Source organism: Sphingorhabdus sp. (assembly GCF_044338195.1).
Lineage (GTDB): Bacteria > Pseudomonadota > Alphaproteobacteria > Sphingomonadales > Sphingomonadaceae > Sphingorhabdus_B.
Window position 1 is genome coordinate 44,256 of record NZ_JBIIMC010000009.1, and the last position, 26,913, is coordinate 71,168.

Here is a 26,913-nt window from a genome sequence, read left to right on the forward strand (position 1 = left end):
CGAGTGTATAACAACTCGATGAGCGCCCGACAAGCCTTCACCCGCGAAAGCGCTGATACCCGCAGAGATGCCTTAATCGCGGCCTGTGCGCGCTGTCTGGCGACCTATGGAGCGCAGGGCGTATCGGTACGTGCGATCTGCGTGGAAGCTGGCGTATCACCGGGGTTGTTGCGGCATTATTTCGATGGAATTGATGCGCTGATCGCGGAAACATATCGGACGACGGGGACACGCGTTTCCGCAGCGATGCACGCGGCCGTTGTTATGGTTCCCGAAACAGATCCGCGTGGGCGATTGCTGGGGTTTATCACCGCCAGTTTTCGGGAACCCATTGCCGACCCTGCTTTGCTCGCGACATGGCTCGCCTTTTGGAGCCTGTCGCGAACGTCGCCCATAATTGGACAAATTCATGACGAGCTGTACGCCGAAAACCGACAGGATATCGAAAGGCTGATATCCGCCTGTCCCAACGCGCCGAAGGATACACGGCTCGCCGCGGTGGCGCTGACGGCGTTGGTCGATGGCTTGTGGTTGGAACTGAGTTTGGGCAACGCGCCGTTCAGCGTTGCTGAAGCCGAGGCACTGGCCGAAAAGTGGGTGGATAGTTTCATTTGAAACAGTAAGGTTGCGGGATGGCCGATACATCCCAACCCGATACCCCAATGACCTATGCGCGGTACCTCGCGCTCGACAGACTTCTGGATTGTCAGAATCCGCAGTCCGATTTGGATGATGAGATGCTTTTCATCATCATCCACCAAACCAAAGAGCTTTGGCTAAAACAAATCATCCGCGAGCTTCAACTGGCGCGATCGCAAATTCGGAACGATGCGCTTGTGCCTGCTTATAAGGCGTTAGCGCGCGTTAGCCGTATTCAGGCGGTGATGACGCTCAGCTGGGATGTGCTGTCGACGATGACGCCGTCCGAATATACACGGTTCCGGCATGTCCTTGGGCCAAGCTCTGGCTTTCAGTCGGACCAGTTCCGCACAGTGGAATATTTGCTCGGTCTTAAAGCGTCGGCATTTTTGAAATATCAGGAAGACAGGCCAGATGCGCATGCGGCAATGACCGACGCACTCATGAACCCAAGTATTTGGGATGATGCCATTGCCGCTTTGGCACGCGCGGGGTTCGACATACCGTCTGCGTTGTTGGAACGCGACTGGAGCGAGGCGCATGTGTTTTCGCCGGAGGTCGAAGCGGCGTTTCTCACGGTCTATCGCAACCCTGACACATATTGGGAATTGTACCAGTTGGCCGAAAAGCTCGTCGATCTGGACGATGCAATGGCGACGTGGCGGCACAAGCATGTCCTGACCGTCGAGCGTATCATTGGCGGTAAGACCGGAACTGGCGGGACGGCGGGTGTCAGCTATTTGAACGGCACCGTGTCCAAGCGCGCCTTTCCCGAATTATGGTCGCTGCGCACGCAACTGTGACCGCTTCATATATCATCAGCGGGCATGAACCGATTTCATGTCACAAGGTTGCAACAGCAGCCGACTAGCGCGATACGCAGTATATTGAATCGGACCATCGGGGGAGCACGGGATGTCATTTTTTATCAATCGTCGCAATTTGTTGGCAACCGCTGGCTTTGGCATTGGCGGCTTATTGCTGCCGGGCGGAGCCGCCATGGCGCAGACACTGCTTGGCCTTACCGGTTTTACGCACAATGTCGCCAGTGGTGAGCCTGGCCCGGATTCCGTGCTGTTGTGGACACGTTATGTAAACCCGACCGGCGGTCCATCCAAAGTCCGCGTCGAAATTTCCGAAAGCCAGGATTTTTCTAAAATTGCGGGCGGCGGTCAAATGGTAACGGGTCCTTGGCGCGACCACACCGTGAAGATTACGGTCGATAATCTCGCGCCCGGCAAATGGCACTGGTTCCGCTTCATTGCGCCCGACGGCAGCATATCGCCTATTGGCCGCACGAAGACATTGCCCGTTGGCAAAACGTCGAATTTCAACATCGCGATATTTTCATGCTCGAACTTGGGCTTTGGCGAATTCAACGCATATGGCCATGCCGCAGCACGCAACGACATCGACCTTGTGCTGCACATGGGCGACTATATCTATGAATATGGACGCGGTGGTTATGATGGCGGCGCGAAATTCGCGGCGCGCATTTTTCCTGCTGACGAAATTCTGACTTTGGCGGATTATCGGTTGCGCTATTCCAGCTATCGGGCTGATCCGCAATTGCAGGCACTGCACGCCAATTTCCCGATGATCGTAAATACCGACGATCATGAAACAGCGAACGACGCTTGGGAAGGCGGCGCGCAGAACCATAGCGTCGACGAAGGCGACTGGAATGCCCGTCGCAATGCAGCGATGCAGGTCTGGCGCGAATGGTTGCCCGTCGGTGAACAGCCTTGGAAAGAATATTCAATAGGCGACCTTGCGACTTATTACCGCACCGACACGCGGGCGGTCGCGCGCTCCAAGCCCTATTTTCATGGCGACCTGATGCGCGCGGCAGATCCGGCAAAGGCCTTTGCCGAGTTTCGCGACGGCGCTTGGCAAGATCCGTCGATGACCATGTTTGGCTCGGAACAGGAAGCATGGCTGTCGCGCAGCATAGGCCGCAACAAATCGACTTGGACTGTCTTGGGCTCGGGTACCAACATGGGCTATAACTACACCCCAGAATCCGCCATTGACTGGTTCCCGAAAGATGCGCCCGAACGCACACGTAACTTTGTGCGTCAGGGCATCGCCGCGGCGAAGGCTGGCCTGCCATACAATCTCGACAATTGGGGCGGCTATCCTGCGGCGCGTTCACGCATATTGGCCGCTGCGCAGCGCGCCGATGCCAACCTTGTCGTGATCACAGGCGACAGCCACAACGGATGGGCTTACGACCTGCCAGAAGGTGGCAAACCCGCCGGTGTAGAGTTTGGAGGCCACAGCGTGTCTTCACCCGGCTTTGAAAGCGCAACGCAAGGGACGGATCCGTCCACTGTGGCGCGCGGACTGCTTGAAGGCAATAAGCAGGAATTGCGTTGGGTGGACACATCCAACCGTGGTTACATGCACTTGGCGCTGACGCCGCAGGCTGCGACGAACGAGTGGGTGTTCATGCAAACTGTGAAAGACATTTCGCTCGCCACCAAGGCTGGCCACAAAATGAAAGTCCGTCCAGGCCGCAAAGTTCTCGAACAGGCATAAGGTGCAATTTAACCGGTCGGTTAAATCGCCTTGATTTTGTCCATCGCCTCGCGCCATAGTGAATGCAACGGCGCGAGGAGAGAATGACATGCAGATGCCTGGCTTAGGATATAGCGAAGAGCAGATTGAGTTGCTGGATGTGGCGACGACCTTTTGTCGTGACAAATCTCCAATTGATCGCGTCCGCAAGTTGATGGAAAGCGATCTTGGCTATGACGCCGAAATCTGGGCTGAAGTTGCGGCTTTGGGTTGGACTGCAATCGCCATTCCGGAAGCACATAATGGCGTCGGGCTGACCATGGCTGAAGTCGTACCAGTTGTGGAACAAATGGGGCGGCATTTGATGGCTTCGCCGTTGGTCGCATCCACGCTGGCTGCGCAAGCGCTCATCGCTGGTGGCACAGAAGCACAGCGCGCGGAATGGCTGCCAAAGCTTGCCGAAGGGGCCATTGGTTCACTCGCGCTATCCGAAGCGCATGGCGACTGGGATCTGCTCAACATCACCGCGACGGCCAAGGTTGATGGCGACAGCATCCTGTTGTCCGGTGAAAAGCAGTTTGTGCTTTGGGCTGAAAGCGCGGATATCATTATCGCATCGGTCATGCTTGATGGCAAAGCAGCGCTTGTCGCGTTGACCGCGGATGATGTCGCTGGCCGTCTGCGCCGCGAATCCATCATTGACGAAACCAAGCGCAGCTTTGCGGTGTCGCTCGATGGACTGTCGGTGCCCCGCGCCGCATTGCTGGACGTCGCGCGCGCCGCGTCCACATTGGCGCATGTCGAGCAGGCCGCCAATCTGTTGCAGAGCGCCGAAATGTGCGGCGGCGCGCAGAGCGTGATCGATTACACCGTCAGCTATCTGCAAACGCGCAAACAATTCGGCAAAATCATTGGCGAGTATCAGGCGCTCAAACATCCGACCGTTGACGCCTATGTCGACTATGAAAAAGCGCGGTCGCATTTGTACAGCGCCGCGAACAGTTTTAGCGATCAGGGGATGGGCGAAATCGCCGTGCGGATGGCGAAAGCCGCCGCAGATGGCACCTACAGCTTTGCCGCCGACCGCGCGATCCAATTCCACGGTGGCTTTGGCTTTACCCATGATTGCGACGCCGGGTTGCACCGCCGTGCCGCGATATTCCACGCGTCACAATATGGTGATGCGGCATGGCAACGCGCAAAGCTTGCGCCGTTGTTGCTCGGGTAATCATGATGTCAAAATTGTCGGGGCAACCACACAACATGTTGCCGCCGATCTCGATAAAGGCCCATTCATATTGTGCCCTATGATATTTTGCTAACTATTGTAACCAAATGAGGTTACGTCTGATCATAAGCATCTGTAATATAATCGAAAAATGATAAATAGTGGCAAAATGATTATATTTGCTTTCGTAGCGGTGGCGATATGCCGTGCAATTTTCTTTGCGAACCTCAAGGGCGCACAGCCGAAGCGATAAGCGCGCGCCGCATCGATGCTTAGTTGTTAAGATTCGGTATTTTTCATCACCTTGGTGGATGTCTGGGAAAGCTCCACGAGGTTTATTTTGTTTGCGTCCGGTGGGAAAAATGGTCGAATTCCAAGATGATTTAGACATCAACGACCAGATTCGCACTTTCGAGGTTCCCATTACGTTCACGCAAAAGCAGCTGGAAAAGATGCTGCTCGCCTTTCAGGCGGATGCGCATGATGCAGCTATATTTGACGAAGATTCCAATTCAGCCGACGTTGCCACGACGCTGGCAGTGAAAAAAGCCGTCGACCTTATCGAAATCGCCAAGCGCCGCTCGCGGCTTGTTGCAGATGCAAACCTGTTTGCTGACCCTGCTTGGTTCATCCTTTTGGACCTGTTTGTTCGGCAGCATTCCGGTTTGGACACGGGCGTTTCCAGCGCCTGCCAAGCGTCATTTTCGCCTGTCACAACAGCGCTGCGGCACATTGCGATTATGACCGAACGAAATATCATTGTCCGGCGCTTCGACCCGCGCGACCAGCGCCGTGTATATCTGGAACTGACTGAGGAAACGAAACAGGAAATTCAGCGTATTTTGCTGACCGACGACGATAGTGACCTGACGATCGCGTCTTAAGTGCAGTTTTCGGCTGCGCCACGGGCTACGCCCGCTCGGCATTTGTTTGCAAAATCGACGACGACAGCCTATTCAGCGCTTCGAAATTCATAAATTTTTATTCAATTTGCGGTTAAATCGATGAAATCAATTAATGAGCTAGACAGCAAGACGCTGCATGAAATCATGCAGCCGTTAAACATCATACGGTTGTCTTGTGGTAATATTCGCGCAAGGATTTCAAATCATCCAAGTGAGAATTCTGATTATCTTGTTGAGAAAATGGTGCGTATCGAAGAGCAAGTCGTGCGCGCTACCAAGCTTTTGCAGGATTTAAAAAGGCGCGATGAAAATGACGGCATGCCTCGCGAAAGTTAAGGGGAAATCATTATGTATGGCATGATTCACCGGGCTGTGCGGCAGATGGTTTTTGATGAGTTGGGTGAAGACGCTTGGCTCGCTCTCGAACATAAGCTGGGTATCGGGCCAACCGAACTGCTGACGGGTATGGTGTATGATGACGCCTTGACCATCGCTATTATCTCGGAGGCGTCCGCGCGGTTGAACTTATCCGTTGAAGCCTGCCTTTTCGAATTTGGTCGCTACTGGATTAAATATGCCGAGCGCGGTTCGCTCGCGTCGATCATGAATTTCACGGGTCAAGATTTGGCCAGCTTCATTGAAAATCTGGACAGATTACATCTTGCGGTGGGGGCAGCTATGCCCGGCGCGCGCTTACCCTCATTCACCACAATATCGAAGGCGCCCGGGCAGCTGATGGTGGAATATCGGTCGGATCGCACCGGTTTGGAGCAATTTGTTCTGGGGCTATTCGATGGTTTGATTACACGCTTTGGTGCGACAGGCGACGTGATGATCGCCGAGCATAAGGCAGACTCGATCATCTTTGAACTGCAATATCAAGACGGAAGTTAACGCGTGCTGCTGACATTTACGGAGCAGCAGCTTGCCAGCCTCCTGCCAGCATATCTGCGTCTGGACTCCTCGCTTCATATTAAAGCGATGGGGCCATCGGTGGTTGAACATATGCCGGATATCCGGATCGGCATGCGATGCACCGATGTGTTTGACTTTGTTCATACCGATATCGAGGAATTTTTCGACAACACACAGGGCGTTAAACCTATCCGGCTCGTTTCGCGCTGTGGAAGGACCCATTTATTCGGCGCAGCGGTTTTTGACAAAACGGGCTGTATCTTGGCAGTGCGGCGTGTTCTGTCCGAAGAATCGATGAACAATGGCACCTTGTATATGAACGACTTCGGTTATGCCGACCCTGTCGTGCTAAGTACTATGCTGATCTCGTTGCAACGGGCCATGCTTGAAGAGCCGCAAGCAACCGCGATTGAGTTGGCCCATGAAAGAGAGCGCAGCGCGAGCCTTCTGGAGCGGACAGGCCGGGTCGCAGGCTATATGGGTCACGACTTTAACAATTTGCTGTCCATCATCAGGTTGAACGCTGACCGATTGCTCCGTAAATTTGGCCATGATGAAAAAATCAGCAATCTTGCCCAGATAATTCGGGAAACGGCTGCGCGCGGATCGAACATTACGCAGTCGCTGATGAGACTGTCACAACAGCAAACGGATACATTGCTGCCTATCGTCATCGACGACCTCATTCGGGAAAATGACACATTTCTGAATAGCGTCGTGGGTTCGGGCATTACCTTTGATATCGATTTACAGGCTGCTAATGCCGAAAGCGTTATCAGTTATAATGGGTTGCTGAACTGCATTATAAACCTGCTCATTAACGCGCGTGAGGCGATGCCGCATGGCGGGCTGATCTCGCTTTCAACATCTATCACGCGCGGCCTTGCCACCAGCAAACCGGACAGCGGTGACACGGAACCAAGCGCATATATTGCCATTTGCGTCGCCGACAGTGGCAGCGGAATGAACGAAGCATTACTTTCACGCGCGTTTGAGCCGCTATTCTCGTCAAAGCCAAAGGGAACAGGCCTTGGCCTTGCATCCGTCCGGGATTTTGCGAAGGAAATGGGCGGTGACGTTTGGCTGGAATCGCAGGTCGGCGAGGGAACCACGGTTTACCTGCATCTGCCCTTGGCAAATCCGTCCACCGAAACCAAAATGGCCCCTGAATTCGTAAAGTCCGCTGACGCACCAGCCATTCGCACGCGGCACATACTTTTGGTCGAGGACGAACCTTACGCGCTTGAGGCACTGGCCGAAATGCTGGAGGCGGAAGGCTATGTGGTTACCCCATGCGCGTCAGGGGAACAGGCCATGCACGCGTTGGAGCAGCAGGCCTATCATCTGTTGCTGACGGATATTGTTATGCCCGGGCAACCCGGCACGGAAATCGCCAGGCTGGCCAAGCTTAGTCAGCCATCGATCAAGACGATATTGATGAGCGGATATGTGCCCGATTCGGCATCGCTTGAACCCGGTTGGATGTTCATACGCAAACCGATGGATAGCGACGAACTACTGCGTCTTGTCGCGTCCGCAGTCTAAACGAACCTTCGGCCCGATTAACCGTCTTGTGCCTTAAGCTTCCAAGCATTTTCCAGATAGCGCTGCATGGCAGATTGCGCCTCAGGCTCTAGCTCCAGCAATGTGCGGCGTTTATCTGTTGGGTCCGTCCAGCGTTTGACTAAGCCGGCCTCAACCAGATGGTTTACATGACGCAGCGCGGTGGTGAGGGGAACGAGGGTCGTTGCCGAGGCGCTTGATGCGGGCACAGGCTCGCCACGCAGGCTTGCTTCTGCGAGGTCCAGCAATATTTCCCACGAAGGACCACTCAGCACAGCGGGGTCGAAATATTTCGATTTATTATGTTGGTACTTCAACAGCAGCCGGATGAAACCTTGCAAATCTTCATGCGTTGGCCGCGCGTCTTTATCGACATTGTCCTGCGATACCTGCGGATCCAGGCGCTTGGTAAGTGCCATGATTTGGAAAAGGTTGGCCAACGCGGAATGACTGGCGGTGGCGCGCCGTAGTGCGGTCGCCAAATCATCCATCGACACGGGCTTGCTGAGTAAATCGGTCGCCTGCGATTGCATTGCCATGGTGGCAACTTCCAGGCTTGAATAGGCCGTTACCACCAATGTTACTATCGGCCGGTTTGGTTTAAACCGCTCCGCAATTTCGGAGAGCAACGAAATGCCGTTCATGCTCGGCATTTCCAAATCGGTCAGCACAATGCCGATATCTTGGGAATCCGAAATCTTCTTGAGCGCTTCTGACGCATTGCCCGCGCAGACCACATCATAGCCCAGATTAACGATCGTATCGCGGTATTCATCCAGACAAATCGGGTCATCGTCCACGACGAGAACCGTGCATCCTTTCGGAGTTCGTTTGAAGGTCAACTCTCCGTTTGAGTCGCTGACGTGCATGAAAGGTCCCCGTTATTCCTGCCAATATGCTGTACTGAACCTATGAATTGTGGTGCTTCCCATCAATGTAACTTAATCATTACGTTCTACCAAACCCGATCTGCCATGTTTTTGCAGATGCAACGGTGCTGGCAAAGCGCCCAATCTTCTAAGTGCGCTCAGCGTATAACACAGAATAGGGGTAAAAGATTGTATAAAATGGCGCGCCCAAGAGGATCCGAACCTCTGGCCTCTGCCTTCGGAGGGCACTTAATGGTTAAAATAATTGTTATAAATCAATAACTTATTATGTGTTTCTGGGTCGTGTGCACGATTTATGCATTTTTCAGCTGTGCAAAATTAGTCATATTCCACTGGTTTTACAGATATTTAAGATGATTTTTTGGGGATTGTTTGAAGTGCGCTCAGATCAGTTACGCAGCCATTGGCTCCAGCTGTTCTGACGTTTGGTTTTACGAAATACGGGAATGCGGATCTTCGCACTCCCGTAAACGCCAGACCTTCCTTGTCCATTCTTCAGGACATTAAGATCCGTTTAGTTACCCTTAAGGTAGGACAGCGATGTCCTCATCGAGAGAAGCACTTACGACCGATCCACTAGGGATTCTTGCACTTGTCCCAGTGACGAAAAATCCAGCGAGAGGAACCAAGACGATTGCTCCAACAACGCCTGCAGTTCCGGTCACACCCTTATCATCAAATGAACCTGATAGTCTTACCTGTCTTCCACCAACAGTGGTGTACAAGACCCTAGCGGTAATGTGGCCTGACTTGCCCCACATACCTTTGTTACGAACTTCGGTGATCTCGCCTTGCACCGGCGACCCAGATGGAATGACTATTTTTCCATTCAAGTTAAGGTTCTCAGCTACTTCCATTCGAAAGCGTTGCCCTACACGTGCTACCTTGCGTTCAGTGGTAAGTTCTTCGAGCAAGCGAACCGATACGCTCGTGCCAGCTCGCAGAATATTGTCCTTAGGCGGCGCAATTGCTGCAACTGTCGGCTCTGCAGCCAAAGAAGCTGTTGCTGGTTGCGATGTTGTGTTTGATTGAGCGAAAGCAGGTGCGCTTGCTAAAGCAAGGCCTGCACATAATAATAATTTCATAGTTTCCCTGACGTACAAATTGTTAAATAGTATTCTACCGTCGTGCGTTTCTAATTCTGCCCGGGTGTTCGCCCGAATATCATCAAAGTCAATTTATTTCAGGTCAGCCTTATTATTATTGAAATCGTCAATATTGGATAGATCACGATTTCCTTTTTGCGGCAGTGAGTGAATTCGGGGTTCTGCCGCCGCCCTTCGGAGGGCGGTTAATGATTGAGATAGTCGTTATTAATCAATAATTTATGATGTTTTTCTGGGTCGTGTGCACGATTTGTGCATAGCTAAAAAGCGCACTTTAAGCCGCAACTGGCACATCGTTGCGTTTAAATATTGTTATATATCAATGTTTTAAATGGCGCACCCAAGAGGATTCGAACCTCTGGCCTCTGCCTTCGGAGGGCAGCGCTCTATCCAGCTGAGCTATGGGTGCGTGTGGCGGTCGGTTAGCAGGCGGAGCAGCATCGCGCCAAGTTTTTTTTGGGCAGCTTCGCTTTTTTGGCAGGGGGCGCCGTTCCGCGGCGTATAGAAGCCATCATTGTGCCCTTGGATTTGCCCGGTGACGCGATATGTGCGCAGTCTGAAGCTAATGGCTGGATAACTGAAAAACGCGATGCTACGGCAACGCCATGCAAAACCAATTTGAATTGACGGACGATCAGATTGCCATCCAAGACATGGCGCGCAAATTCACCGCGGACGCGATTACGCCATTTGCTGCCGAATGGGATGAAAAGTCGCATTATCCGGTCGATGTCTGGAAAGCAGCCGGCGAACTTGGCTTTGGCGCCATTTACGTGTCCGAAGAGTCGGGCGGCACTGGCCTTGGACGGTTGGAAGCAGCGCTGATCATGGAAGCGATGGCCTATGGCTGCCCCGCCACAAGTGCCTTCATTTCCATCCATAATATGGCTGCGTGGATGATCGATTGCTTTGGCAGCGCGGAGCTTAAGGCGCGTTATTTGCCCGACCTTGTGTCGATGGAGAAAATCGCAAGCTACTGCCTGACGGAACCCGGCAGCGGTTCCGACGCGGCAGCGCTGAAGACAAGTGCGCGGCGCGATGGTGAATATTATGTCTTAAACGGCACGAAGCAGTTCATTTCGGGAGCGGGTTATAATGACGTCTATGTTGTCATGGTCCGGACAGGCGAAGAAAAGACCAAGGGAGTCACATGCCTTGTTGTTGACAAGGATACGCCGGGATTGAGCTTCGGCGCGCCAGAGAAAAAGCTTGGCTGGAACGCTTCGCCCACGGCGCAAGTCATCTTCGAAGATTGCCGCGTGCCGGTGGCCAACCGCGTGGGCGCGGAAGGGGACGGTTTCCGCTTTGCCATGATGGGCTTGGATGGCGGGCGCTTGAACATCGGTGCATGCTCGTTGGGCGGCGCGCAGCGTTGTCTGGATGAGGCGATTGCATACACCAAAGAGCGTCAGCAATTTGGCCAACCCGTCGCCGATTTTCAGAATACGCAATTCATGCTCGCCGACATGGCCACCGATTTGGAAGCCGCGCGGGCATTGCTCTACATCGCTGCCGCCAAGGTCACGGCGAACGCACCGGACAAGTCGCGTTTTTCGGCGATGGCGAAGCGGCTGTCGACAGACAGCGGAAGCGAGATAGTGAACAAAGCGCTGCAGCTTTTCGGCGGCTATGGTTATTTACGCGATTATCCCATTGAGCGTTTCTGGCGCGACTTGCGGGTGCATTCGATTTTAGAAGGCACCAATCAGGTCATGCGCATGATTATCGGTCGGGATTTGTTACGCCAATGACCGATGATATTTTGCTTAAGGTCGAAGGACATGCCGGTTTCATTAGCTTGAACCGGCCATCGGCGCTCCACGCGCTGACATTGCCGATGGTGCATGCCATGACGCAGGCATTGCTGGAATGGCGGGACGATCCTGCGGTGAAGTGCGTGGTTATTGATCATGCCGACGGACGCGGTTTTTGTGCGGGTGGCGATATAGCCTTTTTGCGCAATTCGGCCATGAACGACGGCGGCGTGTCGGGCCTAAAATTCTTCCACGACGAATATCAACTGAACCATTTGCTGATTAATTATCCCAAGCCGGTTGTGGCGTTCATGGACGGTATATGTATGGGTGGCGGCGTTGGCATCAGCCAACCTGCGCGTTTCCGCGTGGCGACCGAGAACACAAAGTTTGCCATGCCTGAAACAGGCATTGGTTTGTTTCCCGATGTTGGCGGTGGATGGTATCTTTCGCGGCTTGAGGGACGCGTTGGCCAGTTTCTAGCGCTTACCGGCGCGCGTATCGCAGGTGCAGGCTGTCTCGCGCTTGGGCTGGCGACACATTATTTGACGAGCGATGTTCTTGCTGAGGCGAAGTCGCGGATCGCGACCGAGGATGTCGAACGGATTGACGGCATTTTGGGAACCTTGTCGGTCACGCCGCCAGATTCCAAAATCGTCGAGACAATAGTCCAGATCAACCGCCATTTTGCGTCTGATAGGCTGGAGGATATTCTCGCAAGCTTGGAAGGCGATGAAAGCGATTGGGCGATGAAAGAGCTTGCGACTTTGCGGAGCAAAAGCCCGCAAACCTGCAAAGTTGCGCTTCGCCAATTGGCCGAGAGCCTGAAGCTCACCGACTTTGCCGATAATATGGCCATGGAATATCGTATCGCCAGCCGCGTGCTTGTGCGCCCCGACTTCGCTGAAGGCGTGCGGGCCGTGATCGTGGATAAAGACAATAGCCCCAAATGGGATCCTGCGACAGCCGAAGGCGTGACTGACGCGCTTATCGATGCGATCTTTGCCCCATTACCCGCACAAGAAGAATGGAAGCCGCTATGAGCTACGAAACGATATTGGTCGAACAACGCGGTGCGGTGACGCTCATTACGCTCAACCGTCCGCAGGCGTTGAACGCGCTGAATAGCCAAGTGTTGGCGGACCTGATTGCCGCATTTGCGGCTTTCGATGCCGATGACAGCCAACGTTGTGCCGTGCTGACCGGCAGCGAAAAGGCATTTGCGGCGGGCGCGGACATTAAGGAAATGCAAAGCCAGTCCTTTGCGGACATGTATGGCCACAACTTTTTCGCAGGCTATGACCGCGTGACCGCGACCCGCAAGCCATGGATTGCGGCGGTGAACGGCTTTGCGCTTGGTGGTGGCTGCGAATTGGCCATGATGGCCGACTTCATCATTGCCGGCGACAATGCAAAATTCGGGCAGCCTGAAATCAAACTTGCGGTCACCCCCGGCATGGGCGGTTCGCAACGACTAACGCGGGCGATTGGCAAGGCAAAGGCGATGGAAATGTGCCTGACGGGCCGCATGATGGACGCACTTGAGGCCGAACGTTCTGGGTTGGTTGCGAAGGTTGTTCCTGCGGCAGATCTGGTGGATGAAGCCATCAAAACTGCGACCGCCATCGCGGGCATGGCGCCATTGGCTGCGCTCGCGTGCAAGGAAATGGTCAACGCTGCATTCGAAACAACATTGCAGCAAGGCGTCCTGTTCGAACGCCGCCTGTTCCACGGTCTGTTCGGCACCGAAGATCAGAAAGAGGGCATGGCCGCCTTTGTTGAGAAGCGTCCGGGGAATTGGACAGGGAAGTAGGGCTTCAGTCGCGCGATAAGCTTCTCGGTCTCGTCATCCTGAACTTGTTTCAGGATAACATTCGACGGTGATTTGTTATCCTGAAACAAGTTCAGGATGACGAGGTATGCAATGTCGTTAGCCGCTATTTGCCGCTCACCTTCTCTATCTGTTGAAATTTGCCGAGCCCGCATCCTGCACCTTCATACAGTCGGCCGCTTTGGTCGTGCAAAACGCGGACAATATCGACGCTGCACAATTGGTTGATTGACGAGCGGTAGGAAAAACGCTCCTCGAATTTCAAACCGGGGCAGCTTTGTGGCAGGGTGTTACGATAGGTCTTGCCGCCCGCCATGCGAAAATCGATATTGCGGCTATCGATGACTTTCGTTGACCGTATCTGCGATATCGTGACGCAGCTTTTTGGTTCGCCCACCACTCTGACGGGTTCGGGCGCTTTATCGCGGGAAAGCGCAATTGCGCCGCCGCCCGAAAGCAAAGCGACAGCAGGAATGATCAGCAGCATTTTACGCATGTTTGCTCTCCAATATCACGCGGCCGGTTTAACGGGGGCAGTCTGAACTGTAGCTGACTTGATTTTGGGCGGCGCTGTTTTTGGTTTGAAGCGGCACAGGTCTGCGACGGGACAGCGCCAGCACTCCGGCGTGCGCGCCTTGCAGATATATCGGCCGTGCAGGATCAGCCAATGATGCGCGCCAACGCGAAACGGTTGCGGAGTTTTCTTATCAAGCGCCTTTTCAACGGCCAGCACGGTTTTGCCCGGCGCGATTCCGGTCCGGTTGCCGACACGAAAGATATGCGTATCGACGGCAAAGGTCTCTGCGCCGAAAGCGGTATTCATCACGACATTTGCCGTCTTGCGTCCAACACCGGGCAACGCCTCAAGCGCGTCGCGGTCGGCAGGGACTTCACCTGCATGATCGCGGACCAATATCTCGGACAGGGCAATCACGTTTTTGGCTTTGTTGTTAAACAGGCCAATGGTTTTTATATGCGCCTTCAACCCTTCTAGCCCCAACGCCACCATTTGTGCGGGCGTCTTGACCTCCGCAAACAACGCCTTGGTGGCCTTGTTCACGCCAACATCGGTTGATTGGGCGGAGCAGGTAACGGCAACAAGCAATTGATAGGCATTGCCGTAAGCCAGTTCGGTTTCAGGCGCAGGATTAGCCTCCGCGAGGCGGCGGTAAAATTCGAAGATATCTGCCTTTTTCAAAGACCAAGCACTTCCTGCATAGTGAACCGACCGGCTTTTTGGCGCGTTAGCCATGTTGCCGCTTTTATCGCGCCGCGCGCGAATATCGCGCGGGCTTCGGCACGATGGACCAGCTCGATCCGTTCATGTTCCGATGCGAAAATGACATGATGGTCACCCGCGACGCTGCCGCCGCGTAAGGACGCAAAACCAATGTCGCCGGCTTTGCGCGCGCCAGTGATGCCGTCGCGGCCACGGTCGCTATGTTGCTTGAGATCGATGCCGCGTCCGCTGGCTGCGGCCTCGCCCAGCAGCAGGGCGGTACCGGATGGCGCATCGACCTTATGCCGGTGATGCATCTCCAATATTTCGATATCCCAATCGTCACCCAATTGCCGTGCGGCCTGCTGCACAAGCGCGGCCAGCATGGTCACGCCCAAGGATGTATTGCCCGTCTGCAAAACTGGAATGTCGCGCGCTGCGTCGTCAATCAGGAAATGGTGGCGTTCCTCCAGTCCGGTGGTGCCAATGACAATCGGTTTGCCCGCAGCAACGCATGCATCAAGGTTGGCCTCAATCGCATGCGGGCTCGAAAAATCCACGAGTACATCGCAGGCCGCGACCAACGCGGCAAGGTCATCGCCTTTGTCGACGCCGCCTGCATATTCCTGACCATCTGCTGCAATTGCGTCGACCAAAGCCTGCCCCATGCGGCCCGCGCTGCCAATGATACCTATTTTCATAACCGTCATCCTGATTTTGTTTCAGGGTCTTACTATATTAAGGAGCCGAAACAAGTTGTGCTGTGTTCGACGTTGGCCGCAGCGGGTCGGTGAAGGAATGAATGTGAACCGAGACATTAAGAACATCGTGATCCTGACGGGGGCTGGGGTCAGCGCGGAGAGCGGTATTGACACGTTTCGCAGTGCAGGTGGCTTGTGGGAACAGCATAAGGTTGAAGATGTCGCCACGCCGGAGGCTTTTGCCCGCGACCCTGACCTTGTGTTGCGTTTCTACGATATGCGCCGCGAACGCATTCAGCAGGTGGTGCCAAATGCCGCGCATTATGCGCTGGCGCGGCTCGATGCCGAATGGAGCGGCAATTTGCTTTTGGTGACCCAGAATGTCGACGATTTGCACGAACGGGCAGGGAGCAAACGCTTGCTGCATATGCATGGCGAGCATCTGAACGCGTGGTGCACCGCTTGCGATGTTCGCCATGGCTGGCGCGGCACATTGATTGACCGGCCAGCTTGTCCATCGTGCGGCATATCTGGCCAATTGCGGCCGGACATCGTCTGGTTCGGCGAAATGCCCTACCGCATGGGTGATATCTACCATGCGTTAAACCGCGCTGATTTGTTCGTCAGCATCGGAACGTCAGGCGCAGTCTATCCCGCAGCCGGTCTTGTGCGTGAAGCACGTCAAAACGGCATAGCCACATTGGAGCTGAACCTTGAACCATCGCACGGCAGTTCTTGGTTCAATGAATCGCGCCATGGCCCGGCGACGGAGCTTGTTCCAAAATGGGTGGAGGAGCTGTTAAGCAGTTAAGCCACTGCAGCTGGAGCAGGCCGGGTCTTTCGGCAATTTGATCGACCGCATCGATGGCGTTAGTCCGTCGAACAGGTGCAGCTTGCCCTGCTGCGGCTCTCCAAAGCCCGTCAGCGTGCGTATCGCCTCCATCGCCGCAAAGCTGCCCATAAGCCCGCACATCGCGCCCAGAACGCCTTGTGTGGCGCAATCGTCGCAATCATCAGGGTCGTGCGCATCACCGACAAAGCAGCGATAGCATGGCGCGTCTGCCTGCCATCCTGTGAATGTGCCAATCTGTCCGTGAAACTGCCCAATCGCGGCGCTGACCAATGGCACCTTTGCCGCAAGGCACAGGTCATTGACGATCAGGCGCGTGGTGAAATTGTCGCTGCCATCAATTACAACATCGACGCCCGCCATTATGTCGGCGCCGGTGTCTTTGCCAATCCGCTGGGCGTTCGCGTTGAAGGTGATGTCGGGGTTTAGCCGCGCCGCTGCCGCGCCAGCCGCATCCACCTTGGCGGTGCCAATATCATGGTCGCTGTATAAAATCTGACGCTGGAGATTGGACAGGGCCACGACATCATCATCGACAACGCTGATGGTTCCGACGCCCGCTGCCGCGAGATATTGGATTGCCGGACAGCCAATGCCGCCTGCGCCGATGAGCAGGACATGGCTCGACAATAATTTGCTCTGGCCCGCGCCGCCAATGTCCCGCAACACAATATGGCGGGCATAACGGTCCAGCTGTTGATCGCTAAGCGTCATACGCCTGTTGAGCCGAAACCCCCAGCGCCACGCACGGTTTCGTCCAGGTCATCCACCTCGACCAAATGGCCGTGGGTAACAGGTGCCACCACAATCTGTGCAATCCGGTCGCCTTTGTTGATCATGAAATCATCTTCGCCGAGATTGGCCAGAATGACCTTCACTTCGCCGCGATAATCGCTGTCGATGGTTCCGGGTGTGTTGAGGCAGGTTATCCCATGCTTCAGCGCAAGGCCCGACCGCGGGCGCACTTGCACTTCATATCCGTCGGGAATGGCAAAGGCGAAGCCGGTTGCGACCGCATGGCGCTTGCCCGCGCGCAGGTTCAGGCTTTCGGCGGCGCAAATGTCCATGCCGGCCGCGCCCGATGTCGCATATGCCGGCAAAGCCAAGCCCGCGCCATGGTTCAGGCGCTTGACGCGCACTTCAACTTTTTGCGAGCTCATCGGCGACCTTCTCCATCAATTTTCGTGCGATAACGTCCTTGGGGCTTTCCAGCCAGCTATCAACGCCTGCCTTCGTTACGATGTGAAAGGCGTTGTTCGCACCGCCCATGACATCGCCTGACACATCGTTGGCGACAATCCAGTCACAGCCTTTCTTCGCAAGCTTGGCCTGCGCATGGGCGATGATATTTTCGGTCTCTGCGGCAAAGCCGATCACGAGTTTCGGACGTTGTTTGTGCATGGCCAGGCTTGCAAGAATGTCCGGGTTTTCGGTCAATGCGAGCGGCGGAATGGCATGGCCATCTTTCTTGATCTTCTGGTCCGGCGCTTGTGCGGCGCGCCAGTCGGCGACAGCGGCAACCATGATTGCGGCGTCGACGGGCAGGGCTTTCTCAACCTCGGCCTGCATCTCCAGCGCGGTTTCGATATCAATGCGCAAGACACCGGGCGGCGTTGGCAGATGCACGGGGCCAGCTATCAGGGTGACCTCAGCCCCCAGATCAGCCGCTGCCGCCGCAATGGCAAAACCCTGACGCCCCGATGAGCGGTTGGCGATGTAGCGCACGGGATCGATCGCCTCATGCGTTGGTCCAGCGGTCACAAGGATGCGTTTGCCAAACAACGGACGATGTCCGGCATCGGCAAAATCGGGTTGCGCGGTAAGCGGCGTCGCGCTTGGCATGGTGGTCGGTGAACGGCCTGACGCCAGCTGCGTATTGAAGGGCACGCCCAGCATGCCGCAAATCTGTTCGGCAACGGCGGGCGGTTCGGGCAGGCGGCCGGGGCCGAATTCGCCGCAGGCCATTGCGCCTTCATCCGGGTTCATGATGTGCACGCCATCGGCGCGCAGCTGCGCCAAGTTGCGCTGTGTCGCGGGGTGGTTCCACATGCGGACATTCATCGCCGGAACCGCCAGAACGGGCTTGTCCGTCGCGAGCAAAATGGTGGTCGCCAAATCATCAGCGATGCCAGCGGCCATCTTGGCAAGGATATTGGCAGTGGCAGGACAAATCACCACAAGGTCGGCCTGACGGCTGAGCTGAATATGCCCGATTTCGCGTTCTTCCTTCAGGTCGAACATGTCGCCATATACTTGGTCTTCGGTCATGACGCCCATCGAAAGCGGCGTGACAAACTCAGCCGCACTTTTCGTCATCACCGCGCGCACGGCAACACCCTGACGCTTTAGCAAGCGCACAAGTTCCAGCGCTTTGTAAGCAGCGATGCCGCCACTAACGATCAAGAGGACGCGGGGTTGGGTCATGGGCTTCAATATCCGCTGAATAGTTTATCGACGGCTGACGTAATGACTAAATCTTCCTGTGCCAAAGAGCCGATTTTTGCACCAAGTCTATCAACAGGAATGGCGAAGATCAGGTGCGTCGACATAATATATGTTTTATCATTAATCACAAATTCGGGATGCAGGCGCGATACGGACTGCACGCCTTCTGCTGGTATGAGTGGCACAACCACCCGACTGCCAAATTCATCTAGCAAATCTGACTGGATATCCAGCAACAGGCTGCCCGCATGCGAACCTCTATAAATGTCAAAGCGTGCCATTAAAATTGGCGAAATTCATCATATGGCATGCCGTTTTCGGCAACCCATTTGTTCCAGCCTTCAATCGCCTGCCGGTTATCGCGCTTCCACTCTTCGCCCAATGCTTTACGCACCTGTTCCTGCAGCCCGGTTTCGCAAGCTTGCGAGACATTGATGCCAAGTCGCTTGGCTTCGTCCACCATATCACCGGGCAAGCTCACATTTGTGGCGCGCTTTGGGGCGTTAAAGCGTGAGGGTTTGTTCATGTGCATAGCATATGCGCAATCAATATGTGGGTCAAGTAAACGCGATAGTGCCCGCGACCCCAATGACGCCTGCCAGTATGGCCACCATAAGGTAGCGCCAGCCGTTGCTTTTGCCCTTACGTTCCCAAATCAGCTGTACGGGTGGAAGCGGGGGTGGTTCCGGCGCGCCGCCCTTGCGGGGAAGTTGTTCGTCCAAGCGGCGAATGATGTCGGGTATCATCTGCAAGGTCTCGGCTTGCTTACGAATACCGTCGGCGAGCATGGCTTCGGGGCCAAGCTCTCCGCGAATCCATTCGCGCACATAGGGTGCAGCGACATCCCACATGTTGATGCTTGGGTTCAGCGAGGTCGCAATGCCTTCGACCATGACCATCGTCTTTTGTAACAACAGCAAATGCGGCTGCGTTTGCATGTCAAAGTCGCGGGTGATGGCGAACAGGCTGTCGAGCATTTGCCCTACTGACAATTCGCTCACGGGCTTGCCGCGTGTCGGCTCGCCAACAGCGCGCAGGGCTGTCGCGAATTCATCGACATTATGATAGCTCGGCACATATTGCGCTTCGAAATGGATTTCAGCGACGCGCTTGTAATTGCCGGTGGTCAATCCGTAGAGGATTTCGGCAAGCCAGAAACGGGCTTGCCGGTTGATGCGGCCCATGATGCCGAAATCGATGGCGACTATGGTGCCGTCTGCCTGCACGAACAAATTGCCCTGATGCATGTCGGCGTGGAAGAAACCTTCCGAAATCGCCTGCCGCAAAAATGTCAGCACCAGCTTTTCGGCCATTTTATTCAGATCGTGGCCAGCGGCTTTTAACGCATCGATATCAGCGATCTTGACGCCGTCGACCCATTCAAGTGTGAGCACGCGGCCAGATGTCCGGTCCCAGTCAATGGCAGGGATAGTATAGCCGTCCACGGCGACCATGGCATCTTTCAGCTCTGACGCGCTCGCGGCTTCGCGGCGTAAATCGAGCTCGCGCAGCGTCCAGCGTTTCAGGTTTGCAATGACAAGTTGCGGTCGCAAGCGCGCAGCTTCGCCGCCCAATGCTTCCAGATGCGCTGCGGCCCATTCATAGGTTTCGATGTCGCGGGCAAATTGTTCGCGAATGCCCGGACGAAGGACTTTGACGGCGACGTCCGTGCCTTCGGTAGTCCTTGCACGGTGCACCTGTGCGATGGAGGCTGCGCCTACGGGCACGGGGTCGATATATTCAAACAGCTCTGCAGCGGGTTTATTTAAGCTGCTGTCGATCTGTGCATAAACAAGATCGAACGGCGCTGGCGGTAACTGATCCTGAAGCGACAGCAGATTGCGGGCAGCTTCTTCACCGATGATATCAGGGCGGGTCGCAAGCGTTTGCCCAAGCTTAATGGCGGCAGGGCCAATGGCGCGAAAGGCGCCGGCATAATCAGGCACCTTGGGCTGGCGCGTTCCGATGCGGGCGATACGGCACAGCCGCTTGACTTGCGGCGGCGTGTTCCGGTCCGCTTCGATACCGCGCAGCGCGCCGTGCCGCGCAAGAATGCGGCCCCATTTGAGCAAGCGGAAAATATGGGTTGCGGGACGGGTCATCAGCGCGGAAGTTAAACCTTCCAGCCGCTATGAATGGCTACAAGTCCGCCCAAAATGGGTTCTACCTTCGTTTGCACAAAGCCCGCTTCGCCAATCATGCGCTTAAAGTTTTGCATGTCGGGGAAACGGCGGATCGATTCGACGAGATATCTATAGCTGTCCTCATCACCCGCAATGGCTTTGCCGAGCTTAGGGACAAGCTTGTCCGAATAGACGTCGTAAATTTGTGCAAGCCCAGGCCATTCAACGGTCGAAAATTCGAGGCAGAAGAAGCGCCCACCATAACGCAGCACGCGATGTGCCTCGCGCAGCGCCTTGGGAATGTCGGTGACGTTGCGGATGCCAAAAGCAATTGTGTAGGCATCAAAATGCGCATCGGGAAAGCTGAGTGTTTCGGCGTTTTGCGGCGACCAGATCAGGCTGTCGATCCCGCGCTTCATCGCGCGCTCCATACCGACGTCCAACATGTCTTCATTAATGTCGGATACGGTGACCTGCGCGCCTGATTTTTCCATGCGGAAAGCGATGTCGCCCGTTCCGCCCGCCATATCGAGGATATCTTCGCCCTCGCGCGGCTTTACCCGGCGCACAAAGGTGTCTTTCCACAACCGGTGCATGCCGCCGGACATCGCATCATTCATGATGTCATATTTGCGCGCGACATTGGAAAAGACGCCGCCTACGCGTTTTGTCTTTTCTTCAGGGCTAACCTGTTCATAGCCAAAGGATACCGTATCATTCATTCTGCAGCCTCTAGCCGATTGTTGCGCCAGCCGCAAAGGCTGTTAGGGCCAGGACCTATTAAATGCACCTTCGCGGTTTGAGGTCATATTGTTCAGTGCAAGGCGGTAAGCGCCGGACTTAGTGGTTCTAAGTCCAAGCTTGCCAACGCAGCTATGGACAATATGGGCCAAATCCGAAGGGCGCCGCGATGGTGCATTTAATAGGTCCTGACCCTGGGTGCAAAACGTTATGCCAGAATTACCTGAAGTGGAAACCACAGTCGCCGGGCTGCGTTCGGTGCTTGAAGGCGAGATGATCGTCCGCGCGGAACCGCGCCGTGCAGACTTGCGTTGGCCCATCCCGGTCGATCTGCGTCAGCGGCTGACGGGCGCGCGAATCGATACGCTTGGGCGGCGCGCCAAATATGGCCTTATCCATACCGATCGCGAGGATACGTTGATATTCCATTTGGGCATGTCCGGACGGTGGCGTGTTGATCCTGCGGAAATCGAAAAGCATGACCATTTCATATTGGAAACAGCCAGCGGCCGGGTTGTGGCTTTGAATGACCACCGCCGCTTTGGTTCGCTCGATATTATCGATTCGCCCCAATTGGACAGTTATCGCTTTTTTGAAAAAATGGGTCCGGAGCCATTGTCGCCGGCATTTGATGCAACTGTGCTGCGCGACGCGCTGCATGACCGCAAGGCTCCGATCAAGGCGATGTTGCTCAACCAGAAAATCGTCGCGGGCTTGGGCAATATTTATGTGTGCGAGGCGCTGCACATGGCGGGCATTGATCCGCGGGCGCCAGCCAGCTCAATTAGCAAGCCCCGGCTTGTCCGGCTTGTTGCGGCGATCAAAGAGGTGTTGGCGGCAGCCATCGCGGCTGGCGGATCGACCTTGCGTGACTTTGCCGCACCGGACGGGGAACTGGGCTACTTTGCCAAGGATTGGCGCGTCTATGGCCGCGAAGGGCAGGACTGTGGTTGCGGAGCACCGGTTCAACGGCGCGTTGATTCGGGACGCTCGACCTTTTACTGCGCGAAATGTCAGCGATAGTGCGGTATTTCGAGGTTGACGAATCTGTTGGGCAGGGTTAAGGGCCGCTCCTTCAACGGACGTGTTTCATAAAGACGTCTCCGCAAATATCGAAATTCGAGGATAAAAATGGCCAATACGCCGCAAGCAAAAAAGCGTATCCGTCGCAATGCGCGTCGCACCGAAGTCAATGGCGCACGCGTCAGCCGCATCCGTACCTTTATCAAAAAGGTTGAGTCGGCGATTGAACTCGGTGACAAGTCGGCAGCCGCTGCTGCTCTCGCTGCTGCACAGCCTGAATTGGCGCGTGGCGTATCCAAGGGTGTTCTGCATAAGAACACAGCATCGCGCAAATTTGGTCGCCTCACAAAGGCGGTTGGCGGTCTCGCTTAACCCATATTTCACAGGCTGGCTGGTCCAGCCTTAAAATTTGAAACCCGCCATTATCCCGGCGGGTTTTTTATTGCCCACTGTCACAAAGGCAAAGGCGACGGATTTCCCGCGATTCGGCGGATATCCACAGGCGTTCTTGCAAAAAAGTGAGCAAAATTAGATACTTACAAATTAATTAACGCATTTGCTTGGCTGTTGCCGAGTCAATGCCATTTATTTCATTTTTTTTGCAGCGCTGCACTTGATCGACTCGTTTCGAGCGGTCTAAGAAACTGTTTCCAGCAATGCATGACGACAGTCGGGCAGTGCCTCACATGGAGAATCGGACATCGCGACTGCTGCATTTGGCAACAAATGCACAGTGACGGTCTGTGTGCTTCGCATGTGGGCAGATAGCGCGCGGTTGTGTTGGTCTGGATGGGGTGGAAAATTGGGGGCAGGCACGTTGGCCGAAGATAAAGCAGTATCGCAGATGACATTCGATCAACCACATGGCGAAAACGCCAGTCTGACGTTGAAATCCCATTTTGATGCCGATTGGCAGACAATCTCATCCGGCTTGCGCCGCGATTTGGGCGCGCAAATATATGGCCAATGGATTCGCTCGATCACGCTTGGCGACTTTTGTGACCTGACGGGTACGCTCGAACTTCTTTTGCCTTCCGATTTTTCCGCAAGCTGGGTGTCTGATCATTATGCCGATCGCCTGCGTTTGGCGTGGTCGAGCACCAATAGCAGCGTGAAGCAGCTGAAAATCCGCACACGCCCCGGTGCACCGCGCGTCGAATTGCTCCGTGCATCCACAAACGCGGAACGCATTGTCGCGCAAGCTGCGAACGACGCTCTGCCGCCACGTTCGGCACTTGACCCGCGCATGACATTTGCGAACTTCGTCAAAGGCCAAACCAATGTTCTCGCGCTCAGCGCGGCAGAACGCGTGGCGTCGAAAGACAAGCCGCTTTTCAATCCCCTATATCTTCAAGCGGCGACGGGTCAGGGCAAAACCCACCTGATGCATGCCATCGGTCATGCTTATGCCGAAGTGAACCCCGACGCGCAGATCATCTATATGTCTGCGGAAAAGTTCATGATGGAATTTGTGACCGCGATGCGGCGCAAGGAAGTCATGGAGTTCAAGGCGCGCTTGCGTGCGGTCGATGTCCTGTTGATTGACGATATTCAGTTCATCATTGGCAAAGTATCGACGCAGGAAGAGTTCCTCCACACCATCGACGCCATCATCGGCGCCGGCAAACGCCTCGTCGTTGCTGCCGACCGTGCGCCACAAGCGCTTGACGGCGTTGATCAGCGTATCCTGTCGCGTCTGTCGATGGGTCTGGTCGCGGACATTCAACCAGCGGACCTTGAACTGCGCCGCCTGATTCTCGAACAACGCCTTGCCAATATGCCTGAAGCACAAGTTGGTGAAGATGTGATCGAATTTCTGGCCCGCACCATTAGCCGCAATGTGCGCGAACTCGAAGGTGGCCTGAACAAGCTGCTGGCATATGCCCAGTTGACTGGCAAGCCAGTGACCCGGACGTTGGCTGAAGAGCAGCTGAAAGATATTTTGAGCGCTTGCCGCCGCCGTATCACAATCGATGAAATCCAGCGTGCGGTATGCGAATATTATCGCATCGACCGGAGCGAAATGTCATCGAAGCGCCGTGCGCGCGCCGTTGTCCGCCCGCGTCAGGTCGCCATGTATCTCGCCAAGGTCATGACACCACGCAGCTATCCGGAAATCGGACGCAAATTTGGCGGACGTGACCATTCGACGGTGATTCACGCCGTGCGCTTGGTCGAAGGCTTGCGTCAGCAGGACAGCGACATGGACAATGATGTCCGCGCGCTGCTCCGTCAGCTCGAAGCGTAATCCACCTCTTTTCAACATCCTTTCCAGAGCCTATCCACTGATAGGGATTCGGAGAGGGTGCAATGGGACAATCTTGTGCGTCATGCGGGTCGGCAAATGCCGTTCGCGCGCTATTTTGTGGCCAGTGCGGGGCATCGCTCAAAGCGCGACCTGCGTCCCGGGCTACTGCTAAACGTTCATGGGCAATGCCGGGCAAGGCCCTTGCTATTCTGCTGGTTTTTGCGGGTTTATATTTCTGGCTGTTCGTCCTTGATGACATGCAGAACGGTTCGGTAACACCTACAGCCGAGCAGAGCACAAGCGCGACTGCCGCGGCCGAAATTTTCTTCACAATGACCGAAGCGAATATTCGCGACAAGCCGAGCACGTCTGACAGCGTGATATTGGGCAAATTGCCGCGCGGGTCGCAAGTGACGGGCCTCGTTCAGCCGGGTTCAGCGCCCGGCGATGGCTGGATTGCATTGAGCGACGGCAATGGCTTCATCGCGATGGTCAATCTTTCACCGTCAAAACCACCCGAGCTTGTTACCTTGTTGAACGATCAATCATGGGTTGTTGATATGCCCGTTGATGTGTGGGCGACGACGGCGCCGGACAGCGCGCTGATGGATCGTGTGCGCGCAGACACCACACTGAAATTGGTTGGCCTTACCGCCGACGACTTCATTGAGGTGAAGCTTCCGGATAATCGCTACGGCTATCTGGCCGATGGAAAATCCATATTGGCGCGCTTGGGCGGCAAGCCGATTGCCATTGGCTTTAATCCGCAAACATGCGCCTTTAGCGGCGAAATTGGCGGGGAATTTACCAAAATTGGCGCGCGGCTTCGGGCGCAATGGCAAGCATTGGAAGCCAAAGAATATCCTAATGAGGCTGCACGCGAAAAAGCCTATGCCAAGGTCGAAGGCAAAAGCAGCTATGTGCGCCTGCGGCGTTCATTTGATGGATTATCGCTCACGGCGCTGGGGCAGCATTATGAATCGCAGTCGCTATATTTCGCGGACCCGCCAGCGAAGGTCATCGCCGTTTTTCGGGACAATGGATTTAACATCGGGCCCGATGGCATATTCAAGGCAACTGAACTGTACGCCGGCATATCCGGCACCCGCGGTGAGGGCACGGCCTATGGCCAAACCGAGCTGAGTTGCGGGGTCTGATCCGCAACCTTAGCCGATTTTGCGCCGAGCTGAGTTGAAAGCGTTAGCGCTTTTCCTCTGGCGCAACCGAGATACGGACCGTTTCGCCGCCATTGCCGGGAAATCCTGTAAACATCGCCTCAACCAGATTTGGCACCAGATAAGGCAGCTTGTTTGACCGTGACTTGGCTTCCGCCTTGCCTTCAAACAAACGCTTGCCGTCGCCATTACGGTCAATCTTCATGTCGAGGTTCGCAGTGTACACTGTGAAGCTGTCGATTTCATAGGGGCGGTTGAAGCCGCTATACAGGAATGGATCATAATAGCCGACGACGTAGCGCGCGCCGCGACGGGTGCGCACGACATAGGGCCTGTAAAAGCTGCCAAAGCCCCAATAAGGGTCATAAAACGGATCTTGGCGAACGATGTTGCGCTCCTTGCCCTGATCGACCGCATAATCGAGCGAGACGGTCATATCGGCATTTGCGCCCGACGCGGGCACATAACCGATTTCCTGAAGCTCGCTTGCCACCAATGCCGCATATTGGCCAAATTCAATGCCGCCTGCATTGTCCGGGTTGGCCGCGCGGATCACAAAGGTCTGGCCCTGCGGCGCGGGCAATTGCTGAAACCGCGAAACGTCAGCGTTAAACGGTGTTGCACAGGCACCAAGTGCCAGCAATGCTATGGGAGCAAGAAAAGTTGCGACCTTTTTCATCATTTCAAATCCTCAAAGCAGCGACCGAGCGCCGTCCATAGCATAACGCGTTTTGTTTAGGATAGTTTCGCTGAACTGTGGTTGAACGGTATCAGAGCACAATTTAGCGCAGGAGGCCAAGCGCAGCGTACGCTGCCTTTAACGTTGGCCCGCCAAGTTCACGCGCTTTCGCTGCCCCCTTGGCAAGCGCAGCGTCGATTTGCTCGTGATCATCCTTCAGAACGGCGAAGCGCTCCGAAATGGGACGCAGATGTTCAATGACGATTTCGGCCAATGCTGGTTTGAATGCGCCAAAGCCCTGACCACCAAAACGCGATAATGTTGCCTCGACGGTCTCTTCGGCAAAGGCGGCGTAAAT

General features: G+C 55.1%; 29 protein-coding genes, 1 tRNA gene and 1 pseudogene. 16 read left to right on the forward strand and 15 right to left on the reverse strand.

Annotated features, from left to right (window positions below):
- The first annotated feature begins 18 nt into the window (after positions 1–18).
- The 8 genes from ACIQZK_RS04275 to ACIQZK_RS04310 all read left to right on the forward strand — a co-directional run bounded on the left by ACIQZK_RS04275 (position 19) and on the right by ACIQZK_RS04310 (position 7,752).
- Complete coding sequence (locus tag ACIQZK_RS04275) at positions 19–615, forward strand: TetR family transcriptional regulator C-terminal domain-containing protein (RefSeq protein ID WP_397575049.1); 597 nt, start codon at positions 19–21, stop codon at positions 613–615.
- A 17-nt stretch (positions 616–632) separates the two neighbouring features.
- Positions 633–1,442 (forward strand): tryptophan 2,3-dioxygenase, encoded by an 810-nt coding sequence (locus ACIQZK_RS04280; RefSeq protein WP_397575050.1) that lies wholly within the window; start codon positions 633–635, stop codon positions 1,440–1,442.
- Positions 1,443–1,554: 112 nt separating this feature from the next.
- Positions 1,555–3,180: an alkaline phosphatase D family protein gene (locus tag ACIQZK_RS04285; RefSeq protein WP_397575051.1), complete on the forward strand. Its 1,626-nt coding sequence runs from the start codon at positions 1,555–1,557 to the stop codon at positions 3,178–3,180.
- Positions 3,181–3,268: 88 nt separating this feature from the next.
- Entirely contained in the window at positions 3,269–4,387 is a 1,119-nt protein-coding gene (locus ACIQZK_RS04290; RefSeq protein ID WP_397575052.1) for an acyl-CoA dehydrogenase family protein, read from the forward strand.
- A gap of 206 nt (positions 4,388–4,593) precedes the next feature.
- On the forward strand, positions 4,594–5,271 hold the full coding sequence (locus tag ACIQZK_RS04295; RefSeq protein ID WP_397575053.1) for a hypothetical protein: 678 nt from the start codon (positions 4,594–4,596) through the stop codon (positions 5,269–5,271).
- Positions 5,272–5,391: 120 nt separating this feature from the next.
- Positions 5,392–5,628, forward strand: coding sequence for a hypothetical protein (locus tag ACIQZK_RS04300; protein ID WP_397575054.1), 237 nt, complete (start codon positions 5,392–5,394; stop codon positions 5,626–5,628).
- Between the two features lie 12 nt (positions 5,629–5,640).
- Complete coding sequence (locus ACIQZK_RS04305; protein ID WP_397575055.1) at positions 5,641–6,186, forward strand: heme NO-binding domain-containing protein; 546 nt, start codon at positions 5,641–5,643, stop codon at positions 6,184–6,186.
- A 3-nt stretch (positions 6,187–6,189) separates the two neighbouring features.
- The gene (locus ACIQZK_RS04310) at positions 6,190–7,752 is read left to right on the forward strand and encodes an ATP-binding protein (protein ID WP_397575056.1); all 1,563 of its coding nucleotides are present in this window, start codon (positions 6,190–6,192) and stop codon (positions 7,750–7,752) included.
- 17 nt (positions 7,753–7,769) lie between these two features.
- Here the strand turns inward: ACIQZK_RS04310 and ACIQZK_RS04315 are convergent, their stop codons facing one another.
- From ACIQZK_RS04315 to ACIQZK_RS04325, 3 genes are all read right to left on the reverse strand, one after another.
- The gene (locus tag ACIQZK_RS04315) at positions 7,770–8,639 is read right to left on the reverse strand and encodes a response regulator (protein ID WP_397575057.1); all 870 of its coding nucleotides are present in this window, start codon (positions 8,637–8,639) and stop codon (positions 7,770–7,772) included.
- A 545-nt stretch (positions 8,640–9,184) separates the two neighbouring features.
- Positions 9,185–9,745 (reverse strand): hypothetical protein, encoded by a 561-nt coding sequence (locus tag ACIQZK_RS04320; protein ID WP_397575058.1) that lies wholly within the window; start codon positions 9,743–9,745, stop codon positions 9,185–9,187.
- Between the two features lie 353 nt (positions 9,746–10,098).
- Positions 10,099–10,175: transfer RNA gene (locus tag ACIQZK_RS04325), tRNA-Arg, on the reverse strand.
- Between the two features lie 196 nt (positions 10,176–10,371).
- Here ACIQZK_RS04325 and ACIQZK_RS04330 point away from each other — a divergent pair.
- Genes ACIQZK_RS04330 through ACIQZK_RS04340 form a run of 3 tightly spaced genes read left to right on the forward strand, consistent with a single transcriptional unit; the run spans position 10,372 to position 13,333 of the window.
- Positions 10,372–11,517: an acyl-CoA dehydrogenase family protein gene (locus tag ACIQZK_RS04330; protein ID WP_397575059.1), complete on the forward strand. Its 1,146-nt coding sequence runs from the start codon at positions 10,372–10,374 to the stop codon at positions 11,515–11,517.
- The gene (locus ACIQZK_RS04335) at positions 11,514–12,563 is read left to right on the forward strand and encodes an enoyl-CoA hydratase/isomerase family protein (RefSeq protein WP_397575060.1); all 1,050 of its coding nucleotides are present in this window, start codon (positions 11,514–11,516) and stop codon (positions 12,561–12,563) included. Before ACIQZK_RS04330 ends, ACIQZK_RS04335 begins: the two co-directional genes overlap by 4 nt.
- Entirely contained in the window at positions 12,560–13,333 is a 774-nt protein-coding gene (locus tag ACIQZK_RS04340; RefSeq protein WP_397575061.1) for an enoyl-CoA hydratase, read from the forward strand. Before ACIQZK_RS04335 ends, ACIQZK_RS04340 begins: the two co-directional genes overlap by 4 nt.
- Positions 13,334–13,457: 124 nt before the next feature.
- Here ACIQZK_RS04340 and ACIQZK_RS04345 read toward each other — a convergent pair whose 3' ends face one another.
- From ACIQZK_RS04345 to dapB, 3 genes are read right to left on the reverse strand one after another with little or no spacing between them, the layout of a single operon-like run.
- Complete coding sequence (locus ACIQZK_RS04345) at positions 13,458–13,847, reverse strand: hypothetical protein (protein WP_397575062.1); 390 nt, start codon at positions 13,845–13,847, stop codon at positions 13,458–13,460.
- Between the two features lie 15 nt (positions 13,848–13,862).
- The gene (nth, locus tag ACIQZK_RS04350) at positions 13,863–14,549 is read right to left on the reverse strand and encodes an endonuclease III (RefSeq protein WP_397575063.1); all 687 of its coding nucleotides are present in this window, start codon (positions 14,547–14,549) and stop codon (positions 13,863–13,865) included.
- Positions 14,546–15,280: a 4-hydroxy-tetrahydrodipicolinate reductase gene (gene dapB / locus ACIQZK_RS04355; RefSeq protein WP_397575064.1), complete on the reverse strand. Its 735-nt coding sequence runs from the start codon at positions 15,278–15,280 to the stop codon at positions 14,546–14,548. Before dapB ends, nth begins: the two co-directional genes overlap by 4 nt.
- A gap of 94 nt (positions 15,281–15,374) precedes the next feature.
- Between dapB and ACIQZK_RS04360 the strand changes: the two genes are divergently transcribed.
- Entirely contained in the window at positions 15,375–16,082 is a 708-nt protein-coding gene (locus ACIQZK_RS04360) for an NAD-dependent deacylase (RefSeq protein WP_397575065.1), read from the forward strand.
- Here ACIQZK_RS04360 and ACIQZK_RS04365 read toward each other — a convergent pair.
- Genes ACIQZK_RS04365 through ACIQZK_RS04395 form a run of 7 tightly spaced genes read right to left on the reverse strand, consistent with a single transcriptional unit; the run spans position 16,071 to position 21,411 of the window.
- A complete protein-coding gene (locus ACIQZK_RS04365; RefSeq protein WP_397575066.1) occupies positions 16,071–16,835 on the reverse strand; it encodes a HesA/MoeB/ThiF family protein in 765 nt (254 codons plus the stop codon). The genes ACIQZK_RS04360 and ACIQZK_RS04365 overlap by 12 nt on opposite strands.
- Positions 16,832–17,281: a dUTP diphosphatase gene (gene dut, locus ACIQZK_RS04370; protein ID WP_183941711.1), complete on the reverse strand. Its 450-nt coding sequence runs from the start codon at positions 17,279–17,281 to the stop codon at positions 16,832–16,834. Before dut ends, ACIQZK_RS04365 begins: the two co-directional genes overlap by 4 nt.
- Positions 17,262–18,545, reverse strand: a complete 1,284-nt coding sequence (locus ACIQZK_RS04375) for a bifunctional phosphopantothenoylcysteine decarboxylase/phosphopantothenate synthase (RefSeq protein ID WP_397575067.1) — start codon at positions 18,543–18,545, stop codon at positions 17,262–17,264. Before ACIQZK_RS04375 ends, dut begins: the two co-directional genes overlap by 20 nt.
- A gap of 5 nt (positions 18,546–18,550) precedes the next feature.
- Positions 18,551–18,847 carry a CcdB family protein gene (locus ACIQZK_RS04380; protein WP_397575068.1) on the reverse strand — a complete coding sequence of 99 codons (297 nt, stop codon included), beginning with the start codon at positions 18,845–18,847 and terminating at the stop codon, positions 18,551–18,553.
- On the reverse strand, positions 18,847–19,092 hold the full coding sequence (locus ACIQZK_RS04385) for a type II toxin-antitoxin system CcdA family antitoxin (RefSeq protein ID WP_397575069.1): 246 nt from the start codon (positions 19,090–19,092) through the stop codon (positions 18,847–18,849). The genes ACIQZK_RS04380 and ACIQZK_RS04385 overlap by 1 nt, the downstream gene beginning before the upstream one ends.
- 31 nt (positions 19,093–19,123) lie before the next feature.
- A complete protein-coding gene (gene ubiB, locus ACIQZK_RS04390) occupies positions 19,124–20,668 on the reverse strand; it encodes a 2-polyprenylphenol 6-hydroxylase (RefSeq protein WP_397575070.1) in 1,545 nt (514 codons plus the stop codon).
- Positions 20,669–20,679: 11 nt separating this feature from the next.
- On the reverse strand, positions 20,680–21,411 hold the full coding sequence (locus ACIQZK_RS04395; protein ID WP_183941707.1) for a class I SAM-dependent methyltransferase: 732 nt from the start codon (positions 21,409–21,411) through the stop codon (positions 20,680–20,682).
- Positions 21,412–21,640: 229 nt separating this feature from the next.
- Between ACIQZK_RS04395 and mutM the strand changes: the two genes are divergently transcribed.
- The 4 genes from mutM (at position 21,641) to ACIQZK_RS04415 (ending at position 25,858) form a co-directional block, all read left to right on the forward strand.
- The gene (gene mutM / locus ACIQZK_RS04400) at positions 21,641–22,453 is read left to right on the forward strand and encodes a bifunctional DNA-formamidopyrimidine glycosylase/DNA-(apurinic or apyrimidinic site) lyase (protein ID WP_397575071.1); all 813 of its coding nucleotides are present in this window, start codon (positions 21,641–21,643) and stop codon (positions 22,451–22,453) included.
- A gap of 108 nt (positions 22,454–22,561) precedes the next feature.
- A complete protein-coding gene (rpsT, locus tag ACIQZK_RS04405; RefSeq protein WP_183941705.1) occupies positions 22,562–22,825 on the forward strand; it encodes a 30S ribosomal protein S20 in 264 nt (87 codons plus the stop codon).
- 472 nt (positions 22,826–23,297) lie between these two features.
- Positions 23,298–24,701, forward strand: coding sequence for a chromosomal replication initiator protein DnaA (gene dnaA / locus ACIQZK_RS04410; protein ID WP_395637763.1), 1,404 nt, complete (start codon positions 23,298–23,300; stop codon positions 24,699–24,701).
- Between the two features lie 185 nt (positions 24,702–24,886).
- A complete protein-coding gene (locus ACIQZK_RS04415) occupies positions 24,887–25,858 on the forward strand; it encodes a hypothetical protein (protein ID WP_397575072.1) in 972 nt (323 codons plus the stop codon).
- Between the two features lie 43 nt (positions 25,859–25,901).
- Here ACIQZK_RS04415 and ACIQZK_RS04420 read toward each other — a convergent pair whose 3' ends face one another.
- Both ACIQZK_RS04420 and ACIQZK_RS04425 read right to left on the reverse strand, forming a co-directional pair.
- A complete protein-coding gene (locus tag ACIQZK_RS04420; RefSeq protein ID WP_397575073.1) occupies positions 25,902–26,558 on the reverse strand; it encodes a DUF4136 domain-containing protein in 657 nt (218 codons plus the stop codon).
- A 100-nt stretch (positions 26,559–26,658) separates the two neighbouring features.
- Positions 26,659–26,913 (reverse strand): annotated as a pseudogene (locus tag ACIQZK_RS04425) (tryptophan--tRNA ligase); the annotation flags it as partial.

Bases quoted from the DNA above. Each gene is read 5' to 3' on its own strand.
- ACIQZK_RS04275 (WP_397575049.1), top strand. From the start codon at position 19: ATGAGCGCCCGACAAGCCTTCACCCGCGAAAGCGCTGATACCCGCAGA.
- ACIQZK_RS04280 (WP_397575050.1), top strand. From the start codon at position 633: ATGGCCGATACATCCCAACCCGATACCCCAATGACCTATGCGCGGTAC.
- ACIQZK_RS04285 (WP_397575051.1), top strand. From the start codon at position 1,555: ATGTCATTTTTTATCAATCGTCGCAATTTGTTGGCAACCGCTGGCTTT.
- ACIQZK_RS04290 (WP_397575052.1), top strand. From the start codon at position 3,269: ATGCAGATGCCTGGCTTAGGATATAGCGAAGAGCAGATTGAGTTGCTG.
- ACIQZK_RS04300 (WP_397575054.1), top strand. From the start codon at position 5,392: ATGAAATCAATTAATGAGCTAGACAGCAAGACGCTGCATGAAATCATG.
- ACIQZK_RS04305 (WP_397575055.1), top strand. From the start codon at position 5,641: ATGTATGGCATGATTCACCGGGCTGTGCGGCAGATGGTTTTTGATGAG.
- ACIQZK_RS04315 (WP_397575057.1), bottom strand. From the start codon at position 8,639: ATGCACGTCAGCGACTCAAACGGAGAGTTGACCTTCAAACGAACTCCG.
- ACIQZK_RS04320 (WP_397575058.1), bottom strand. From the start codon at position 9,745: ATGAAATTATTATTATGTGCAGGCCTTGCTTTAGCAAGCGCACCTGCT.
- ACIQZK_RS04330 (WP_397575059.1), top strand. From the start codon at position 10,372: ATGCAAAACCAATTTGAATTGACGGACGATCAGATTGCCATCCAAGAC.
- ACIQZK_RS04335 (WP_397575060.1), top strand. From the start codon at position 11,514: ATGACCGATGATATTTTGCTTAAGGTCGAAGGACATGCCGGTTTCATT.
- ACIQZK_RS04340 (WP_397575061.1), top strand. From the start codon at position 12,560: ATGAGCTACGAAACGATATTGGTCGAACAACGCGGTGCGGTGACGCTC.
- ACIQZK_RS04345 (WP_397575062.1), bottom strand. From the start codon at position 13,847: ATGCGTAAAATGCTGCTGATCATTCCTGCTGTCGCTTTGCTTTCGGGC.
- dapB (WP_397575064.1), bottom strand. From the start codon at position 15,280: ATGACGGTTATGAAAATAGGTATCATTGGCAGCGCGGGCCGCATGGGG.
- ACIQZK_RS04365 (WP_397575066.1), bottom strand. From the start codon at position 16,835: ATGACGCTTAGCGATCAACAGCTGGACCGTTATGCCCGCCATATTGTG.
- dut (WP_183941711.1), bottom strand. From the start codon at position 17,281: ATGAGCTCGCAAAAAGTTGAAGTGCGCGTCAAGCGCCTGAACCATGGC.
- ACIQZK_RS04375 (WP_397575067.1), bottom strand. From the start codon at position 18,545: ATGACCCAACCCCGCGTCCTCTTGATCGTTAGTGGCGGCATCGCTGCT.
- ACIQZK_RS04380 (WP_397575068.1), bottom strand. From the start codon at position 18,847: ATGGCACGCTTTGACATTTATAGAGGTTCGCATGCGGGCAGCCTGTTG.
- ACIQZK_RS04385 (WP_397575069.1), bottom strand. From the start codon at position 19,092: ATGAACAAACCCTCACGCTTTAACGCCCCAAAGCGCGCCACAAATGTG.
- ubiB (WP_397575070.1), bottom strand. From the start codon at position 20,668: ATGACCCGTCCCGCAACCCATATTTTCCGCTTGCTCAAATGGGGCCGC.
- ACIQZK_RS04395 (WP_183941707.1), bottom strand. From the start codon at position 21,411: ATGAATGATACGGTATCCTTTGGCTATGAACAGGTTAGCCCTGAAGAA.
- mutM (WP_397575071.1), top strand. From the start codon at position 21,641: ATGCCAGAATTACCTGAAGTGGAAACCACAGTCGCCGGGCTGCGTTCG.
- rpsT (WP_183941705.1), top strand. From the start codon at position 22,562: ATGGCCAATACGCCGCAAGCAAAAAAGCGTATCCGTCGCAATGCGCGT.
- dnaA (WP_395637763.1), top strand. From the start codon at position 23,298: ATGACATTCGATCAACCACATGGCGAAAACGCCAGTCTGACGTTGAAA.
- ACIQZK_RS04415 (WP_397575072.1), top strand. From the start codon at position 24,887: ATGCCGGGCAAGGCCCTTGCTATTCTGCTGGTTTTTGCGGGTTTATAT.
- ACIQZK_RS04420 (WP_397575073.1), bottom strand. From the start codon at position 26,558: ATGATGAAAAAGGTCGCAACTTTTCTTGCTCCCATAGCATTGCTGGCA.